At 68.0% G+C, this 17520-nt stretch carries 18 protein-coding genes; 12 read left to right on the top strand and 6 right to left on the bottom strand.

Annotated features, from left to right (window positions below):
* A partial coding sequence (locus P1U75_RS15650; protein ID WP_300245010.1) for a hypothetical protein occupies positions 1-1477 on the bottom strand: 1477 nt, incomplete at its 3' end.
* 138 nt (positions 1478-1615) lie between these two features.
* On the opposite strand from P1U75_RS15650, the gene P1U75_RS15655 reads away from it, so the two are divergent.
* From P1U75_RS15655 to P1U75_RS15680, 6 genes are all read left to right on the top strand, one after another.
* A complete protein-coding gene (locus tag P1U75_RS15655; RefSeq protein WP_300245011.1) occupies positions 1616-2398 on the top strand; it encodes a uracil-DNA glycosylase in 783 nt (260 codons plus the stop codon).
* A gap of 7 nt (positions 2399-2405) precedes the next feature.
* A complete protein-coding gene (locus P1U75_RS15660) occupies positions 2406-3005 on the top strand; it encodes a metallophosphoesterase family protein (protein WP_300245012.1) in 600 nt (199 codons plus the stop codon).
* Entirely contained in the window at positions 3002-3622 is a 621-nt protein-coding gene (locus P1U75_RS15665) for a LysE family translocator (RefSeq protein ID WP_300245014.1), read from the top strand. The genes P1U75_RS15660 and P1U75_RS15665 overlap by 4 nt, the downstream gene beginning before the upstream one ends.
* 5 nt (positions 3623-3627) lie before the next feature.
* Positions 3628-4170, top strand: coding sequence for a molybdenum cofactor biosynthesis protein B (gene moaB, locus P1U75_RS15670; protein ID WP_300245015.1), 543 nt, complete (start codon positions 3628-3630; stop codon positions 4168-4170).
* A 106-nt stretch (positions 4171-4276) separates the two neighbouring features.
* Positions 4277-5734 carry an HlyD family efflux transporter periplasmic adaptor subunit gene (locus P1U75_RS15675; protein WP_300245017.1) on the top strand — a complete coding sequence of 486 codons (1458 nt, stop codon included), beginning with the start codon at positions 4277-4279 and terminating at the stop codon, positions 5732-5734.
* 3 nt (positions 5735-5737) lie between these two features.
* Complete coding sequence (locus tag P1U75_RS15680; RefSeq protein WP_300245018.1) at positions 5738-9145, top strand: efflux RND transporter permease subunit; 3408 nt, start codon at positions 5738-5740, stop codon at positions 9143-9145.
* Here P1U75_RS15680 and P1U75_RS15685 read toward each other — a convergent pair.
* Positions 9142-9582: an NUDIX hydrolase gene (locus tag P1U75_RS15685; protein ID WP_300245019.1), complete on the bottom strand. Its 441-nt coding sequence runs from the start codon at positions 9580-9582 to the stop codon at positions 9142-9144. The two genes, P1U75_RS15680 and P1U75_RS15685, sit on opposite strands and share 4 nt — an antisense overlap.
* 5 nt (positions 9583-9587) lie before the next feature.
* A complete protein-coding gene (locus tag P1U75_RS15690) occupies positions 9588-10391 on the bottom strand; it encodes a protein-disulfide reductase DsbD domain-containing protein (RefSeq protein WP_300245020.1) in 804 nt (267 codons plus the stop codon).
* Between the two features lie 121 nt (positions 10392-10512).
* Here P1U75_RS15690 and P1U75_RS15695 point away from each other — a divergent pair, with 121 nt between their 5' ends.
* Complete coding sequence (locus P1U75_RS15695) at positions 10513-11097, top strand: YqgE/AlgH family protein (RefSeq protein WP_300245021.1); 585 nt, start codon at positions 10513-10515, stop codon at positions 11095-11097.
* 7 nt (positions 11098-11104) lie between these two features.
* Here the strand turns inward: P1U75_RS15695 and P1U75_RS15700 are convergent, their stop codons facing one another.
* Positions 11105-12052, bottom strand: a complete 948-nt coding sequence (locus P1U75_RS15700) for an L-threonylcarbamoyladenylate synthase (RefSeq protein ID WP_300245023.1) — start codon at positions 12050-12052, stop codon at positions 11105-11107.
* A 130-nt stretch (positions 12053-12182) separates the two neighbouring features.
* Here P1U75_RS15700 and P1U75_RS15705 point away from each other — a divergent pair, with 130 nt between their 5' ends.
* From P1U75_RS15705 to P1U75_RS15725, 5 genes are all read left to right on the top strand, one after another.
* On the top strand, positions 12183-13889 hold the full coding sequence (locus P1U75_RS15705; protein WP_300245024.1) for an acyl-CoA dehydrogenase: 1707 nt from the start codon (positions 12183-12185) through the stop codon (positions 13887-13889).
* A 3-nt stretch (positions 13890-13892) separates the two neighbouring features.
* Entirely contained in the window at positions 13893-14939 is a 1047-nt protein-coding gene (locus P1U75_RS15710; protein WP_300245025.1) for an MBL fold metallo-hydrolase, read from the top strand.
* Between the two features lie 5 nt (positions 14940-14944).
* On the top strand, positions 14945-15397 hold the full coding sequence (locus tag P1U75_RS15715; RefSeq protein ID WP_300245026.1) for a DUF6173 family protein: 453 nt from the start codon (positions 14945-14947) through the stop codon (positions 15395-15397).
* A 128-nt stretch (positions 15398-15525) separates the two neighbouring features.
* Positions 15526-15660, top strand: coding sequence for an aa3-type cytochrome c oxidase subunit IV (locus P1U75_RS15720; protein ID WP_300245027.1), 135 nt, complete (start codon positions 15526-15528; stop codon positions 15658-15660).
* A gap of 35 nt (positions 15661-15695) precedes the next feature.
* Positions 15696-16331: a hypothetical protein gene (locus P1U75_RS15725; RefSeq protein ID WP_300245029.1), complete on the top strand. Its 636-nt coding sequence runs from the start codon at positions 15696-15698 to the stop codon at positions 16329-16331.
* On the opposite strand, the gene P1U75_RS15730 is transcribed toward P1U75_RS15725, so the two are convergent.
* Entirely contained in the window at positions 16323-16664 is a 342-nt protein-coding gene (locus tag P1U75_RS15730; protein ID WP_300245030.1) for an AzlD domain-containing protein, read from the bottom strand. The two genes, P1U75_RS15725 and P1U75_RS15730, sit on opposite strands and share 9 nt — an antisense overlap.
* Complete coding sequence (locus tag P1U75_RS15735) at positions 16661-17377, bottom strand: AzlC family ABC transporter permease (RefSeq protein WP_300245032.1); 717 nt, start codon at positions 17375-17377, stop codon at positions 16661-16663. Before P1U75_RS15735 ends, P1U75_RS15730 begins: the two co-directional genes overlap by 4 nt.
* Positions 17378-17520: the final 143 nt, after the last annotated feature.

Consider the following 17520-nt stretch of genomic DNA (forward strand, 5'->3'; position numbering starts at 1 on the left):
CCTTGGTGTCGTCGCAGAGCGTGGCGCCGGGCGAAGAACACTTGCCGCCCTTGAGGCAGATGGTGTCCTTGGGGCAGGTGTTGCCGCTGGCGCATACCTTGTGGCCCTCGGGCGCGCAGCCGCCGCCGGGGATACACTCGCGGCTGGGCGGGCAGATCTTGCCGTCATCGCATTGCTCGGCGCCCGGGTCCGAACAGCGCCCGCCCTTGAGGCAGAATGTCCCCTTGGGGCAGGAGGTGCCGCCCTCGCAAAGCTTGTGACCCGCAGGCGAGCATTTCTTGCCCGGCAGGCAGATGGTGTCGGGCGGGCAGATCACGCCGCTGTTGCATTTCACCGCGCCGGGGGCGGAACATTTCCCGCCGGCCAGGCAATAGCTGCGCGGTGGGCAGCTTTTGCCATAGCCGCAATCGACGCGGTCCTTCTGGACGCAGCCGCCGCCCTTGGAGCATTTCTGTGACGGGTTGCAGATGTCTCCGCTGCTACATTTGGTCGATCCCGGGGCCGAGCATTTGCGGTTTCCAAGGCAAAAGGTGCCGACCTTGCAGTAGACACCATTGCCGCAATCGTCGGTGCCGACGGGCACGCAGCCGCGCCCGCGCGAACAGGTATAGCCGGGGTTGCAGATGCTGCCGCTGGCGCATTTCACCGCGCCGATCTGCGAACAGCCGCCACCGCTCAGGCAATAGGCCCCCGGCTTGCAGTAGGATCCGCCGCCGCAGTCCAGGATGTTGTTCGGAACGCAGCCGCCGCCCGAGGCGCATTTGTTGCCGGGGTTGCAGATCGATCCGTCGCGGCACTTGATGGCGCCAACGGCGGAACAGCGGTTGCCGGTCAGGCAATAGGCTCCGGGGTTGCACCAGCGGCCGCGGCCGCAATCGACCTTGCCGCGCGGAATGCAGCCGCCGCCGCGCGAACAGAGGGACCCCGGAGCGCAGCTGTTGCCGCGCCCGCAATAGCTGTAGCCGGGGCGGATGCACCATTGCCCGTCGCGGGCACAGCCCCAGCCGTTCGGGCAGCAATAGGTGCCGCCGCCGCAATAGCCCTGGCCCGGCGGGCAGTCGAATTGATAGCCGCCGTCCGAGACCTGAAGCAGACGCGCCTTGCCGGTGCCGCCCGGCATCGGCGGCAACAGGGCGGCCGGGTCGGTCGCGGCCAGCTCTGCGGGCGCGGCGTTTTGGACCGGGTCGAAGCTTGGAATGACCTCGCTCTCGACGGCCCTTGCGGCGGCGAGGCGGGACAGGCGTTGCCGGATCGGGCCCGCCTCTGGCGTCGGGGCGAGGGTATCCGGCGCGGCGCGCGTGGTCTCGGACTGGTCGAGGGCGATGCTGCCGGCGAGATCGAAGAGCTTCTGCAGAATCGGTCCGGGCGGCTCCGCCCGCAGAGGTGTGGCCAGTACAAGGGTCAGACATACAAGGGACGCAAGGGGAAACAAGGTCGCGAAAAATGCGGCCCATAGGCTCCGCCGCGAAGTCTGCATTGTCTGTCCCCCCGTATTCGTTTCTGGCCATGTTTGGTGTTAATCGTGTACGGCACAAGGATTTTTCCCCGCGCCTGGGAAAAATCACCTGGCGTATTGCGCTTTTTCGGCATCGGTTTCGGCGCTAGGGTCTGCGCCATGGAATCGCAGATCGACTATCATACCGCCCGCGCCCTGCTGGAATGGCAGGTGGAACTGGGCGTGACCGATGCCATCGGGGACGCGCCGGTGAACCGCTATGACCTGCCGGACAAGCTGCGCCCGGCGGCCCGTCAGGTCGTCGAGCCCGTTGCCGAGGCCCCGGCTGGGCCGGTCGCAGCCCGGCAGGCCGATCCGGTCGCCGTCGCGCGTGCCGCGGCCTCGGCGGCGCAGACGCTGGAGGCGCTGCGCGATGCGATGGCGGCGTTCGAGCATTGCGAGTTGAAAAAGGGCGCGCGCAACCTCGTCTTTTCCGACGGCATCCCGGGCGCGCCGGTGATGATCATCGGCGAGGCGCCGGGCCGCGACGAGGACCGCGAGGGGCGCCCCTTTGTCGGGCGCGCCGGACAGTTGCTCGACCGGATGCTTTCGGCGGTCGGGATGGCGCGGCAAGACAACGTCTATATCACCAACGTGCTGCCCTGGCGCCCGCCGCAGAACCGCGAGCCGCACCCGGACGAGATCGCCATGCTGAAACCGTTCCTCGATCGCCACGTGGCGCTGGCCGATCCCAGGGTGATCGTGCTGATGGGCAACATCAGTTGCGAGGCGATGCTGGGCAGACGCGGCATCACCCGTCTGCGCGGCAACTGGCATCAGGCGCTGGACAAGCCGGTGCTGCCGATGTTCCATCCCGCCTATCTGCTGCGACAGCCGGCGGCCAAGCGTCAGGCCTGGGCCGATCTGCTGGAGTTGCAGGCCAAGCTGAGAGAGGATGGATAGAGGGCGGATGAAGATACTGGCATTTTCCGATCTGCACATGGCCCGGCGGGCGGCCAGCAGGCTCGTCAAGGCGAGCGTGGGGGCCGATCTGGTGGTCGGGGCGGGGGATTTCTGCAATGCGCGCCAGGGACTCGATCAGGCGATGGAGATGCTCTCGGGCATCACTGCGCCGATGGTGCTGGTGCCGGGCAACGCCGAAAGCGCCGATGAGTTGCGGGCCGCCGCCCTGCCCAATGCCACCGTTCTGCACGGAGAAGGCGCCGAGGTCGAAGGCCTCAGGTTCTTCGGCATCGGCGGCGGGGTGCCGCCGACGCCCTTTGGCGCATGGTCCTGGGATCTGAGCGAAGAGGCCGCCGAGGCGCTGCTGGCGCCCTGCGCAGCCGCCGACATCCTGATAACCCATTCGCCACCCAGGGGCGTTGCCGACCGCACCTCGCAGGGGGTGTCGGTGGGATCGGAGGCGATTCGCGCCGCCATCGCGCGCATCGCGCCGCCCTTGGTGCTGTGCGGTCATATCCACGATTGCTGGGGCGAGCGCGGTCATATCGGTGGCTCCGAGGTGGTCAACCTCGGCCCCGAGGGCGCCTGGTTCGAGATCGGCGCATGATCGACCCGCTCACCCTGATGACGTTCATTCCCGCCGCGCTGGCGCTGAACCTCACGCCGGGGGCCGACATGATGTTCTGCCTCGGCCAGGGGCTGCGCTCGGGGCGCGGTCCTGCGGTGGCGGCCAGCGCCGGGATCGCGGCCGGCGGCATGGTGCATGTCTCGCTGGCCGGGCTGGGGCTGGGCGCGGCGGTGGCGGCGCTGCCCTGGATGTTCGACCTGATCCGCTGGATCGGGGTGGCCTATCTGCTCTGGCTCGCCTGGGGCGCCTGGCGCAGCGGCCCGGCCCGCGATCGCGCGCCGGCGGTGTCCGCCGCGCGCGCCTTTCGCGCCGGCTTCGTGGTCAACCTGACCAATCCCAAGGTGATCCTCTTCGTGCTCGCCTTCATCCCTCAGTTCGTCGCGCCGCAGGCCGGTCCGATGCTGATCCAGTTCCTGATCTTCGGCGCGGTGTTGTCGCTGGGCGGCTTCGTGGTCAACGCGCTGGTGGGCCTCTTTGCCGGGCAGGCGGGGCAGCGGCTTTTCGCCTCGCCGCGCGTCTCGCTCTGGCTCGGGCGGCTCTCGGGCGGCATATTCGCAGCGCTGGCCCTGCGCCTTGCCATTTTTGAGAGGACGTAACCGCCATGTCGCGCATCGACGACACCAAGGATTTCATCCCGGTCCGCATCGCGGTGCTGACCGTCTCGGACAGCCGCTCGCTGGACGAGGACCGCTCCGGACAGGTGCTGGCCGACCGCATCACCGGGGCGGGCCATTCCCTGGCCGACCGCAAGCTCTTGCCCGACGAGCGCGACGAGATCGCAGCCCAGCTTCGGGCCTGGGTCGCGGACCCGGACATCGACGTGGTGATCTCGACCGGCGGCACCGGGCTGACCGGGCGGGACGTGACGGTCGAGGCGCACCGCGATGTCTATGAAAAAGAGATCGAGGCCTTTGGCACCGTCTTCACCATCGTCTCGATGAAAAAGATCGGCACCAGCGCGGTGCAGTCGCGCGCCACCGGCGGGGTCGCGGGCGGCACCTATCTGTTCGCGCTGCCAGGCAGCCCCGGCGCCTGCAAGGACGGCTGGGACGAGATCCTGTCGCTGCAACTCGATTACCGGCACAAGCCCTGCAACTTCGTCGAGATTTTTCCGCGCCTGACCGAAAACCAGCGCCGGAAGTAACTTTCTGCGGCGTATAACATCCCGGATACCCTGCGCATCTTGGCATTTTATGCGCTGCGGTTAGTTTGTATCACGGCGTCCTGCTGCGGGCCTGGGAGATTTGACGATGCGGTTCTTAAGGCAAAGCCTGACCGGGCTGTTTCTGGCATCGCTGATGCTGGCGCTGCTGGTCTACGCCGGTCAGCTGGTGTTCGGCGCGGTGCAAAGCCGCATGGCCGACGATCCCCGGCCGGTCCAGGTGCGCGAACGGGTGTTCGCGGTCAACGTGCGGACCGCCCGGATGGAAACCGTGATTCCGGTCCTGCCCGCCTTCGGGCAGGTGCTCAGCCGCCGCACGCTGGAACTGCGCGCCGCTACCGGCGGGCGGGTGATCTGGCTGGCCGAGGGATTCGAGGATGGCGGCAGCGTCACCGCCGGGGACGAACTGGTGCACATCGACCCGGCCGACGCGCAATCGGCGCTGGACCGGGCGCATAGCGACCTGCTCGATGCCGAGGCCGAACAACGCGACGCCGCCCGCGCGCTGACCTTGGCGCGCGACGAGCTTTCGGCGGCCCGCGACCAGGAGGATCTGCGCGATCGCGCGTTCCAGCGGCAGAAGGACCTGCAGGAGCGCGGCGTCGGAACCGCCGCGACGGTGGAAACCGCCGAGCTGGCGCTTGCCGCCGCGCGGCAGGCGGTGCTGGCCCGACGCCTGGCCGTGGCCCAGGCCGAGGCGCGGGTGGACCAGGCCGCGACCCGGCTGGCGCGGACCCGCATCGCGCTGGCGGATGCCGAACGCGCTCTGGACGACACAACGGTCGCCGCCGCCTTTGACGGCACGCTGTCCAACGTGACCCTGGTCGAGGGGCGGCTGGTTTCGCCCAACGAGAAGCTGGCCGAACTGATCGACCCAGACGCGCTGGAGGTCGCCTTTCGCGTCTCCACCGCACAATATGCCCGGTTGCTCGACGCCCGTGGCAATCTGATCAAGGCCCCGGTCATCGCCACGCTGGACGTCAGCGGCGCGGCGCTGACCGCACGGGGGCGGATCAGCCGCGACAGCGCCGCGGCGGGCGATGGGCAGACCGGGCGCATGATCTATGCCGGGCTGGACGATGCGCCGGGGTTCAAACCCGGCGATTTCGTCACCGTGTCGGTCGAGGAGCCGCCGGTCGAGCGGGTCGCGCGCCTGCCGGCCTCGGCGCTGGACGCCTCGGGCACGGTGCTGGTGCTGGACGCCGAAGACCGGCTCGAGGCGCTTCCGGTCGAGCTGGTGCGCCGCCAGGGCGACGAGGTGCTTTTGCGCGGTGCGGGCCTTGCCGGGCGCGAGGTGGTGATCGGGCGCACGCCGCTTCTGGGGGCGGGCATCCGGGTCCGGCCGTTGCGCGAAGAGGCACGGGACGCGCCGCCGGAGGCCTCCTTGCTGGAGTTGAGCGCCGAACGCCGGGCCCGGCTGGTTGCCTTTGTCGAAGGCAACAACCGGATGCCGGAGGAGATGAAGGCCCGGGTGCTGGCCCAGCTTGGCGGCGACAAGGTGCCGGCCCAACTGGTCGAGCGGATCGAATCCCGGATGGGGGGCTAGGCCGTGGTGCGAAATCTCCCCGGGCCGGCGGGCGGGCTGCTCAGCTATTTCACCCGCCACCGCACGGCCGCGAACCTTCTGCTGGTGGTCCTGCTGGTGCTGGGCGCGGCGGCGATCCCCAACATGCGGGCACAGTTCTTTCCCGATGTGATCGTCGACAGCGTCAGCGTCAGCGTCGAATGGGAGGGGGCCGGCCCCGAGGATGTCGACAGCGCGATCGTCCAGGTGCTGGAGCCGTCGCTGCTCGCCGTGGACGGGGTAGAAAGCACCGCCTCGGTCTCGCGCGAAGGGGTGGCGAGCATTACGATCGAGTTCGAACCGGGCTGGGACATGTCGCGCGCCGCCGACGACGTGCAATCGGCGGTCGATGCGATCACCACCCTGCCCGACGAGGCCGAGGACCCGAGTGTGCGCCGGGGCGTCTGGCGCGACCGCGTCACCGACGTGGTGATCACCGGCCCGGTCGGCTCCGGGCAGCTTGGCCTGTTCGCCGACGAACTGGTCACGCGGCTGTTCGCCGCCGGCGTGACCCGGACCACCATTCGCGGCGTCGCCGCGCCCGAAACCGTGCTCGAGGTGCCCTCGCGCGCGCTGATCGAACACGACATCACCATGGCCGAGATCGCCGTCGCCGTCGCCGCCGAGGTCGATACGGATCCGGCCGGCGATGTGACCGGGGCCAATGCCCGGGTGCGTACCGGGACCGAGAAACGCAAGCCAGACGACATCGCCGGGATCGTCCTGCGCTCCAACCCGGACGGCTCGAAGCTGACCATCGGCGACGTGGCCGCGATCCGGGTCGAGGGGGCGAACCGCAAGCGCAGCTATTTCGTCGGCGACGACCCGGCCATGTCGATCCGGATCGACCGGTCGGACCGGGGCGATGCGATCAAGATCCAGCGCCAGGTCGAGGAGGTGGCGGCCCAGATGCAGCTGAGCCTGCCGCAGGGGGTGGCGATCGAGCTGATCCGCACCCGCGCCGAGGCCATTTCGGGGCGTCTGAACATTCTGATCGACAACGGCCTGATGGGGCTGGCGCTGGTGGTCGCGTTGCTGTTTTTGTTCCTGAACGCGCGGATTGCCTTCTGGGTGGCGGCCGGCATCCCGGCCTCGATGTTCGCCGCCATCGCGCTGATGTACGCCTTTGGCCTGACCTTCAACATGATCAGCCTGTTCGGCCTGATTATCACCCTCGGGATCGTGGTGGATGATGCCATCGTGGTCGGCGAACACGCCGATTTCCGGGCGCGACGGCTGGGCGAGCATCCGGTCGCGGCGGCCGAGACCGCGGCGCGGAGGATGGCGATGCCGGTTCTGGCCGCGACGCTGACCACGGTGATCGCGTTTTTCGGCCTCACGGCCATCGGCGGCCGGTTTGGGGATCTGATCAAGGACGTTCCCTTTACCGTGATTGTCGTGCTGCTGGCCTCGCTGGTGGAATGTTTCCTGATCCTGCCCAACCACATGTCCCACGCCATCGCCCATTCGGCCAAGCAGCATTGGTACGACCTGCCCAACCGGGTGGTGAACCGGGGCTTTCGCTGGGTGCGCGACCACCTGTTCCGCCGGGTGATGATCTGGGTGGTGCGGGGGCGTTATGTGGTTCTGGCCGGGGTGATCGCGGTGCTGGCAAGCCAGGTGGCACTCTTCATCCGGGGCGATGTGCAGTGGCGGTTCTTCAACGCGCCCGAGCGCGGCTCGGTCACCGGCAACTTCGCCATGGTCGAAGGGGCGACCCGCGCCGACACGCTGGAGATGATGCGCGAGATGCAGCGCGCCACCGAGGAACTGGGCAAGCAGTACCAGGAGCGTCACGGCCGCAACCCGCTGGATTACGTCATGGCCGAGGTCGGCGGCAACGCCGGGCGCGGGCTGGCCGGGGTGGAGACCAAGGACACCGACCTGCTGGGCGGCATTTCGATCGAGCTGATCGACGCCGACCTGCGCCCCTATTCGAGCTTTGCCTTCGTCGCCGAGCTACAGGATGCGGTGCGGCGGCATCCGATGGTCGAGACGGTCAGCTTTCGCGGCTGGCGGTCCGGCCCCGGCGGCGACGCGCTGGACGTACAATTTTACGGCGCGAATGTACAAACCCTGAAGGCGGCCAGCCAGGACCTGCAGGCGGCGCTGCTGCGTTACCCGGAGGTCTCGGCGGTCGAGGACAACCTCGCCTATGACAAGGAGGAGGTGATCCTCGACCTCACCGCGCAGGGCCAGGCGCTGGGATTTACCATCGATACCCTGGGGCGGGTGTTGCGCAACCGGCTGAACGGGATCGAGGCGGCGACCTATCCCGAGGGACCGCGCAGCGCGGCGATCCGGGTCGAACTGCCCGAGGGGGAGCTGACCGCCGATTTCCTCGAACGCACCCAGTTGCGTACCCCGAGCGGCATCTACGTGCCCCTGGCCGACATCGTCAGCGTCGAGCAGCGCACCGGGTTTTCCTCCGTGCGGCGCGAGAACGGTCTGCGCGTGATCAGCGTGACCGGCGACATCTCCGAGGACGACCCGGCCCGCGCCAGCGAGATCCAGGAGACGCTCAAGGAAGAAATCCTGCCGAGGATTGCCAGCGAGCGTCAGGTGGAATGGACCTTGTCGGGCCTGAGCGAGCAGGAAAACGAATTCCTGTCGGACGCGCGCACCGGCCTGATCCTGTGCCTGACCGGCATCTACCTGGTGCTGGCCTGGGTGTTTGCCAGCTGGACCCGGCCGCTGGTGGTGATGGCGGTGATCCCCTTCGGCCTGATCGGCACGATCTGGGGGCATTACATCTGGGAGGTGCCGCTGAGCATGTTCACGGTGGTGGGCCTTTTGGGCATGACCGGGATCATCATCAACGATTCAATCGTGCTGGTGACGACCATCGACGAATATGCCGAGGAGCGCGGGCTGATCCCCTCGATCATCGATGCCGCGGCCGACCGTTTGCGCCCGGTGCTGCTGACCACCCTGACCACGGTGCTGGGGCTGGCGCCGCTGCTTTACGAGCAGTCGCAGCAGGCGCAGTTCCTCAAGCCCACGGTGATCACGCTGGTCTACGGGCTGGGCTTCGGCGTGGCGATCGTGCTGCTGGTGGTCCCGGCGCTGGTGGCGATGCAGCAGGACGTGTCGCGCCCGCTGACCGCGCTGCGCCGGTCGCTGCACAATCCCAACCGGGCGTTGCGGGGCGCGGTGATCGCGACGGCGGCGCTGCTTCTGGCCTGGTTCGGGGCAACGCTGGGCTGGGCACTGATGCAGGGCGCGATGCCGCCCGTGCTGCTGGGCGCGCTGCCGGTTCTGGCCGGTCTCGACGCGATGCGCGCGGCGCTGGCCGCCTTCGTCGCGGGGGCAGCGGCGATCGTGCTGGCGGTCTACCTGATCTCGGCGTTGGTCTATGCCCGCGCTGTGCGGCGGGCGTCCCGCGCCGCCTAGCGCGGCAGGGTCAGGGTGCGGCGGCGCAGCAAGGCCAACTCCATCACCTGGGCCACCTGTGCGCTCATCGGCAGCGCACCGGCCCGGACCTGTTCAACCGCAAACCAGGCCGCATCCTGCGCGTCGTCGTTTGCCTGCGGGGTGCCGACAGGATCGGCGCAGAGCACGGCGGCCAGAAGGTAATGCACCGTAACCCGGCCTGCTGCATCTCGGCGGATCACGTCGACGTTGGTCAGGTAGTCCACCGGGGTCGCCCGCAGCCCGGTTTCCTCGAACAACTCGCGCCGGGCGGCCTCCAGCGCGGTTTCGCCGGGCTCCACGTGGCCGCCGGGAAACCCCCAAAGCCCCCTGTCGGGGGATTTGCCGCGTTGGGCCAGGAGAACCCGGTCGTCCTCGACCAGCACCGCGATGGCGCCAAGGCGGGGCGTAACCGTCATTCCGCTCAGCCGGCGCCGCAGCCGCGGATGTCGACCGTATGCGCCGCGCCCAGAACGGTGATGCGGAGCGCCGAGCGGGTCAGCGCGAAGGCGCCGCCGGTCTCGCTCGACAACTCGCTGACGGCGATCAGAGTCCCTCCGTTACGTCGTGTTTCGGTCGCTGCGGCCCAGATGCCGGGTGTGCCCGGCTCGATCACGGCGATTTCCGTGCCGCCTGCCGATGGCATCCTGATCCGGGCCTCGACGCGCAGACCGTCGGCGCTGGGCGTAAGCCGGCAGGTGGCGGATGTCACCCCGGCTTCGGCGGCGGAATAGGGCCGCTGCGCCAGCGCGGCGGCGATGGCGGGGTCGCGCCCAGCCCGCGGGTCAAGCTCGCGGTCGAATTCCAGCGTACCGGGGATGCAGACATCGCTGCACAAGCCGAACTCGATCCGCCCGCGCAACCGCACCGGCGTGCCGTCAGCGGCGGGGGTCACCTCCACCGGCAGCACGAGCTGGTGCTTGTAGCCGATGGTGCGCAGACCGTTGGCGTCGAACACCTCCGGCGCCGGCCAGGTGATCGCCACGTCGCGCAGGTTGCGCGACCCGCGCCAGTCGAAACTGGGCGGAATCCCGGTCTCGCCCGGGGCGCGCCAATAGGTCTTCCACCCGTCGGCAAGGGTCAGGCGCAGCGCCGCCAGATGGGTTCCCCTGGTGGTCGGCCCGCCGTCCAGCACCTCGATTCGCACGAGGTTGTCGAGATCGTTTCCCGCCTTGACGGGCAGGGCAAGGGCGAGACTGGCAACAAGGAACGAGGCGAATTTCAACATGCATCCTAAATGGCGGCTCCGGCGGCGCTTGCCAAGTCACGAGCGCGTCAATGCGCCCGAATGCGCCGCTTTGCCGCCCCGGCCTTGCACCCGGGCCGAACGGGGGTCATGTTGAAATCGAATGACCGCCAAACCGGAGCGCAGTGCCATGGACCTGACCGGGAAACTTCTGATCGCGATGCCCGAAATGGGGGATCCGAGGTTCGAACATTCGGTGGTGTTCCTGTGCAGTTACGGTGACGACGGGGCGATGGGGCTGATCGTGAACAAGCCGGCCGGGGATGTGCGCCTGTCCGATCTTCTGGCGCAGCTTGATATCAAGCCCGACACGCCCGAGCGCGGAAACATGCGGGTGCATTTCGGCGGTCCGGTCGAGACCGCGCGCGGCTTTGTCCTGCATTCGGACGGCTACGACGCGAACCTGCATTCGATGAAGGTCTCGGAGGGCTTCAGCATGACGGCGACGCTCGACATCCTCGAGGATATCGCGACCGGGCAGGGGCCGGAGCGCGCGCAGCTGATGTTGGGCTATGCCGGCTGGGGGCCGGGGCAGCTCGAATCGGAAATCGCGATGAACGGATGGCTGACCACCGATGCCGATGCCGATCTCGTCTTTGGGCTGCCCGACGATGCCAAATGGGAGGCGGCGCTGAAAACGCTGGGAGTCGATTCGCTGACGCTCTCGGCCACTGCGGGGCGGGCTTGAGGCCCGGTTAGTCGCGCGGCGCCGCCGCGCGCCGTAGCCGGTCGTTGATCGCCGCGCCCAGCCCGTGATCGGGGATCGGGGCCACCGCGATGGGTCTGGCCCGCGCATCGAGCGCGTGCAGATGGCCAAAGAGGTTGGCCGCCGCCTCCTCCAGATCGCCCGCGGGGGACAGGTTCAGATCGCAGTCCATCGGGCCGAACCCGAGGAACACCTCGCCCGGGCGCGGGGCCTCGGCATTCAGGCGTACCCGTTCGGCGGGGGCGTAGTGCGAGGCGAGTTGCCCCGGCGCGCTGACGGTGCCGCCTGCGTCGTGCCGGATCAGGGCGTGGCCGAGCACCGCCTCGATTTCCTCCACCGCCACGCCGCCGGGACGCAGGAGCGTGGGCGCGCCGTCGAGCCCGACGATGGTGGATTCCAGTCCCACCGCGCAGGGCCCATCATCGACCACCGCCGCGATGCGGCCCGAAAGACCGGCCAGCACATGCTCCGCCGTGGTCGGGCTGATCCGGCCCGAAGGATTGGCCGAGGGCGCCGCCACCGGGCCGCCGAATTCCCGCAGCAGCGCCCGCGCCGTGGGGTGGGCGGGCACCCGAACCGCGAGCGTGTCGAGCCCGGCGGTGACCAGATCGGATATCCCGTGACCGGGGCGCAGCGGCAGCACCAGCGTCAGCGGGCCGGGCCAGAAGGCATCGGCCAGCCTCTGCGCGCAATCGGTCCAGGCGACATGGCGCTGCGCGGCCCCGGTGTCGGCAAGATGCACGATCAGCGGGTTGAAGCTGGGCCGCCCCTTGGCGGCATAGATCGCCGCCACCGCCCGGCCGTTGCGCGCATCGGCCCCGAGCCCGTATACAGTTTCGGTCGGAAAGGCGACGAGCTGCCCCGCCGCGAGAAGCCCTGCCGCCCGGGCCAGGTCCGGCGCGCTGGCGCCAAGGTGCAGGGTTTCGATGGGAGGCATGGCTATGACGCGGCGTTTTGGTTGCTTGTGAGGCGGGTCTGGGTAGGTATCTGTCGGATATTGACCCATAGACGTGCCGCAGGTGGAAGCCAAGCCCGCCCGGCGGCGCCCCGCAGACAAGAGGACATCCATGCCCTACCGTGCCCCCGTTTCCGAGTATGAGTTTCTCTTCCGCCACGTGGTGGGTTACGATCAGGTGTCCGAGACCGCGCGGTTCTCCGAGGCCGATGGCGATACGGTGAGCGCGATCCTGACCGAGGCCGGCAAGATGTGCGAAGAGGTGATGGCGCCGATGCAGCGCGACGGCGACCTGCACCCGGCGCGGCTGGAAAACGGCGTTCTGCGCACCCCGCCCGGTTTCGGCGACGGCTGGAAGGCGATCGCCGAGGGCGGCTGGATCGGCATGAGCGCGCCCGAGGATCACGGCGGCATGGGGTTGCCGATGGCGCTGACCACCTCGGTGAACGAGATGATGAGCGCGGCCTGCCTGTCGCTGCAACTGGCCCCGCTGATGAGCCAGGGCCAGATCGAGGCGCTGGAACATCACGCCTCGGACGCGCTCAAGGCGCTCTACCTGCCCAAGCTGATCAGCGGCGAATGGTCGGGCACCATGAACCTGACCGAACCGCAGGCGGGCTCGGACGTGGGCGCGCTGAGCTCCAAGGTCGAGCCGAACGGTGACGGCACCTATGCGGTCACCGGGCAGAAGATCTACATCTCCTGGGGCGACAACGATTTCGCCGACAACGTCTGTCACCTGGTGCTGGCGCGGCTTCCCGACGGGGTGTCGGGCACCAAGGGGATCAGCCTGTTCCTGGTGCCGAAATACATCCCTGACGACAACGGCAACCCGGGCAAGGCCAATTCGTTGAAGGTGGTCAGCCTCGAACACAAAATGGGGCTGCACGGCTCGCCGACCTGCGTGATGCAGTATGACGGCGCAACCGGCTGGCTGGTCGGCGAGGAACATGGCGGCATGGCGGCGATGTTCACCATGATGAACAACGCGCGCCTTGGCGTCGGCGGCCAGGGTGTCGGCGTCGCCGAGGGCGCCTATCAACACGCGCTGGCCTATGCGCTGGAGCGCAAGCAGGGCCGCACACCGTCGGGCACGATCGTCGATCACGCCGACGTGCGCCGCATGCTGCTGGAGATGAAGGCCGATCTGTTCGCCGCCCGCGCGATCCTGCTGGCCTGTGCCGTGGCGATCGACATGCAGACCGCGACGGGTGAGGGGGACTGGGCGGCGCGTGCCGCGCTGCTGACGCCCATCGCCAAGGCCTTCGGCACCGACACCGGCATCCGCGTGGCCGAGACCGGCGTGCAGGTGCATGGCGGCATGGGTTTCATCGAGGAAACCGGCGCGGCGCAGTATTATCGCGACGTGCGCGTCACCGCGATCTACGAGGGCACCAACGGCATTCAGGCGATGGACCTCGTTGCGCGCAAGATGATGGACGGCGGCGAGACCGCCTGCCGGCTGCTGGAAGAGATCCAGAAGCAGGCCGAGCGCGCCCGTTGTATCCTGCCCGATCTGGCCGAGCCGGTCTGGCAGGCCGCCGAAACCCTGCGCGAGGCCACCGAATGGCTGGTATCGCAGGGTGACATGAACGACCGGTTCGCCGGCGCGGTTCCCTACCTGCGCGCCTTCGCGCGGGTGCTGGGCGGGCATTACCATCTGGCCGCCGCCATGGCCGACAAGGACGGGCCGCGCGCCGCGCTGGCGCGGTTCTACATCGACCGGTTGCTGCCCGAACACGCATCGCTTCTGACCCATGCGCAGGCGGGGGCCGCGGGGCTCTATGCGCTGGGCATCGACGATCTGGCGGGGGCCTGAGCGATGGATGGTGGCCCGACCCTGACCCTGCGCTACCCCTGGGACACCCCGCCGGAACCGGGCGAGGCTGTCGAGATCGCCGAGGGCGTGCTTTGGCTGCGCCTGCCGCTGCCGATGAAGCTTGATCACGTCAATATCTATGCGTTGGACGATGGGGACGGCTGGACGGTGATCGACACCGGCTTTGACACCGGAAAGTCCCGCGCGATCTGGGAAACCCTGCTGGCCGGGCCCTTGGCGGGCAAGCCGGTGTCACGCGTTGTCGTCACCCATCACCACCCCGACCACATCGGGCTGGCCGGCTGGTTCCAGACCGAGCACGGGGCCGAACTGGTCACCACCCGCACCGCCTGGCTCTTTGCGCGAATGCTGACGCTGGACGTGCAGAGCACGATGCCCGAGGAAACCCGCGCCTATTACCAGGGCGCCGGGATGGACCCGGAGATCCTGGCCGAACGGCTGACCGAGCGTCCGTTCAACTTTTCCGATGTGGTGGCGCCGATGCCGCAGGGCTTCACCCGCATCAAGCAGGGCGACGTGATCCGCATGGGCGGGCGCGACTGGGACGTTCACATGGGCAACGGCCACGCCCCCGAGCACGCGACGTTCTGGAGCCGCGACGACAACCTGGTGATCAGCGGCGACCAGATCCTGTCCTCGATCAGCCCGAACATCGGCGTCTACGCCACCGAGCCGCAGGCCGATCCGCTGGCCGACTGGCTGGAGGCCTGCGAACGGCTGAGTCTTCTTGCCCGGCACGATCAACTGGCGCTGTGCGGACACAAGCTGCCGTTTGTCGGGCTGCCGCTGCGAATGCGCCAGTTGATCGACAATCATCACGGAGGGCTGCGCCGTCTGCTGGAGCACCTCGATACGCCGAAGCCCGCCTCGGCCTGTTTCGCGCCGCTGTTCAAGCGCACCATCGGCAAGGGCGAATACGGGCTCGCGCTGGTCGAGGCGGTGGCCCACGTCAACCACCTCTACCACACCGATGAGGTGACCCGAACCCGGGGCGAGGACGGCGCCTGGCTGTATCAACGCAGGGAGTGAGCGGGATGGACGGCAAGATCAGTACTGCGGCCGAGGCCGGAGAAGACGCTGCCATCCCCCGCGTGCACGAGGTGCACGCCGACCCCAAGAACGAACCCTGTCTCGACGGGCTGCGGGCGGGGGCCAAGAAACCCGCCTCCGGCAAGAGCCCGGCGCGCTGGGCCTATGAGCGGATCATCCTCTACATCCGCAACTTCGAGGAACAGCTCGACAACGCGCATGAGATTGCGATGGGCTTCACCGGCGGTGATGCCGGCGTGCTGCGGATCGAGGGGATCGGGTATTTCGACCCCGATATCGTGACCTTCTACGGTAGCGATTCGACCGGCGCGCGCACCCAGTTGATCCAGCATGTGAGCCAGCTCAACGTGATGCTGCGCGCGCTGCCCAAGCCGAAACCGGACAGCCCGCCGACGCGGATCGGATTTCGCCTGGCGGCCGATCTCGACGAGGAGTGACCGGGCGTGCCGCGCTATTGCAGAAATGCCGCGGCAAGACGGATTTCCCCGAATTGACCGGGTGACAGCCTGTCTTGAATTCAGTATCCAGTTGGAAACATGACCGCATTCTAACAGGACTGGAACCAATGGCTGAACACAAGCATGGCGAGATGGACATCTCGGTGCAGACCGGCACTTTCAACGGCTTCGTCAAATTCGTCACCTGGACGGTGGCGTTGCTGATCGTACTGGCGCTGTTCCTTCTGATCTTCGCCTCCTGACCCGACTGATCCCACGCCCGAACGGGGACCTGCCCATGACGCGCTTGCTTTGCCTTTGTGCAGCCCTTCTGCTTGTCGCGGGATGTGCCGAGAAACAGGTCAATGACGATCGCGAAACCATCGCGGCGGTCTCCTATCGGGACCCCGGGCCATCGACCCTGACGCTCTACACGATGGTCAACAACCGCACCGGCAGCGGCGGGCACTCGTCGCTGATGATCAACGCCTCGGAGCGGGTGATCTTCGATCCGGCCGGGTCGTTCAAATCCCCGGTTGTGCCCGAATGGAACGATGTGCTGTTCGGCATTACCCCGGGGGTGGAACTGGCCTATCGCGGGTCGCATGCGCGCAGCACCTTTCACGTCGTGGTCCAGACCGCCGAGGTCACCCCCGAACAAGCCGAGCTCGCCTATCGGCTGGCGCTCAAGAGCGGCCCGGTTCCCGGGGTCTATTGCGCCAATGCCACCTCGACCCTGCTGAAGGCGATCCCCGGCTTTGAAAGCGTCGATGTCACGTTCTATCCCATCCGGCTCTCGCAACAATTCGGGAGCCTGCCCGGGGTGACGACCAAGCGGTACTTCGAGAATGACAGCCCCGACCTCGAAGAGGGGATCGCCCGAAACAATGCGCGCCTGGTGGAGGCGCAGCTGAAAACCGAACCCTCAGAGTAGGTAGAGCAGCCCGTAAAGCGTGGCGGCCCCGGCAAAGATCGCGGCCAGCACGTTCTTCGTGGCCAGCCCGACCCCGACCGTGACCAGTGCCGCCAGCAGGCGCGGAAGATCCAGCGCGCCACCCGTGGCCTTGGGCCAGACCACCAGCGGGGTGACCAGCGCCGGAAGGATCGCCACGGCGGTATAGCGCAGGTGCCGCAGCAGCCAGTCGGGCATCGGCCGGTCCCCCACCAGCCCGATGAAGACGAAGCGCAGGGCGAAACTGCCCACAGCAAGGCCGGCGATCACGGTCCACAGGGTGACGGGGTCGAACCCCGCTTGCTCCGGGGTCATGTCCACAATCCCTTCTTGCGCAGGACCAGTTCCATGCGGGCGCCCGCGATCATGCCGGCCAGTCCGGCGACCATCAGCCCGAGGTTATAGGGCAGCCCGGCTGCCAGAAGCGCCACTGTGATCGACACCAGCGCCGCGACCACATGCGCCGAGGTGCGCAGCATCGGAGTGACCATGGCGAGAAAGGCGATCGGCAGCGCGAAATCCAGCGCCCAGCTTTCCGGAATGCGGGCGCCCAACAGCGCGCCGATCAGCGTGAAGCTGTACCAGGCCGTCGCCACCGGGGTGACCGTGCCGAGGAAATACCCCATGCGCTGGGGGATCGTCAGATCCGGTTCGGTCTCGAACCGGACGATCGAACAGGCATAGGACTGGTCCACGGTGAGATAGGCGGCAAAGGCCCGCTGCCACATCGGCGCGCCGCCCAGGAACGGGGTCAGCGACGCCGAGTACATCGCCAACCGCAGGTTCACCGCCAGCGCCGAGGCCAGCACGATGAAGGTGGGCGCGTTTTCCTGCATCAGCTGCAACGCGGTCAGTTGCGCGGCCCCGGCGAAAACGGTTGCGGTCAGCACCAGCGTCTCGGTCAGCTTGAGCCCCGCCTCGGTCGCCAGCACCCCGAACAGCATGCCGAACGGCCCCGCGACCAACATGAAAGGCGCCCCGTCGCGGAAGCCCTTCCAGTAGTAGGAATTGGTGGTGGAGAAAGCCATGGCTTGTCCTTAACCTGTGCAGGGTGTGCACTATACGCGAAGCGCAGGGGGTGCAATTGGCCTGGGCCTACAACATTGTGAGGCGCCGGAAGTTCAGCCTCCGGAGGCAGGGAGCGACCGCGCCGCGCAATACCGGGTCAGCG

It is taken from the genome of Antarcticimicrobium sp., assembly GCF_029212575.1.
Lineage (GTDB): Bacteria > Pseudomonadota > Alphaproteobacteria > Rhodobacterales > Rhodobacteraceae > Antarcticimicrobium.

Bases quoted from the DNA above. Each gene is read 5' to 3' on its own strand.
- P1U75_RS15655 (WP_300245011.1), top strand. From the start codon at position 1,616: ATGGAATCGCAGATCGACTATCATACCGCCCGCGCCCTGCTGGAATGG.
- P1U75_RS15660 (WP_300245012.1), top strand. From the start codon at position 2,406: ATGAAGATACTGGCATTTTCCGATCTGCACATGGCCCGGCGGGCGGCC.
- P1U75_RS15665 (WP_300245014.1), top strand. From the start codon at position 3,002: ATGATCGACCCGCTCACCCTGATGACGTTCATTCCCGCCGCGCTGGCG.
- moaB (WP_300245015.1), top strand. From the start codon at position 3,628: ATGTCGCGCATCGACGACACCAAGGATTTCATCCCGGTCCGCATCGCG.
- P1U75_RS15675 (WP_300245017.1), top strand. From the start codon at position 4,277: ATGCGGTTCTTAAGGCAAAGCCTGACCGGGCTGTTTCTGGCATCGCTG.
- P1U75_RS15685 (WP_300245019.1), bottom strand. From the start codon at position 9,582: ATGACGGTTACGCCCCGCCTTGGCGCCATCGCGGTGCTGGTCGAGGAC.
- P1U75_RS15690 (WP_300245020.1), bottom strand. From the start codon at position 10,391: ATGTTGAAATTCGCCTCGTTCCTTGTTGCCAGTCTCGCCCTTGCCCTG.
- P1U75_RS15695 (WP_300245021.1), top strand. From the start codon at position 10,513: ATGACCGCCAAACCGGAGCGCAGTGCCATGGACCTGACCGGGAAACTT.
- P1U75_RS15700 (WP_300245023.1), bottom strand. From the start codon at position 12,052: ATGCCTCCCATCGAAACCCTGCACCTTGGCGCCAGCGCGCCGGACCTG.
- P1U75_RS15705 (WP_300245024.1), top strand. From the start codon at position 12,183: ATGCCCTACCGTGCCCCCGTTTCCGAGTATGAGTTTCTCTTCCGCCAC.
- P1U75_RS15710 (WP_300245025.1), top strand. From the start codon at position 13,893: ATGGATGGTGGCCCGACCCTGACCCTGCGCTACCCCTGGGACACCCCG.
- P1U75_RS15715 (WP_300245026.1), top strand. From the start codon at position 14,945: ATGGACGGCAAGATCAGTACTGCGGCCGAGGCCGGAGAAGACGCTGCC.
- P1U75_RS15720 (WP_300245027.1), top strand. From the start codon at position 15,526: ATGGCTGAACACAAGCATGGCGAGATGGACATCTCGGTGCAGACCGGC.
- P1U75_RS15725 (WP_300245029.1), top strand. From the start codon at position 15,696: ATGACGCGCTTGCTTTGCCTTTGTGCAGCCCTTCTGCTTGTCGCGGGA.
- P1U75_RS15730 (WP_300245030.1), bottom strand. From the start codon at position 16,664: ATGACCCCGGAGCAAGCGGGGTTCGACCCCGTCACCCTGTGGACCGTG.
- P1U75_RS15735 (WP_300245032.1), bottom strand. From the start codon at position 17,377: ATGGCTTTCTCCACCACCAATTCCTACTACTGGAAGGGCTTCCGCGAC.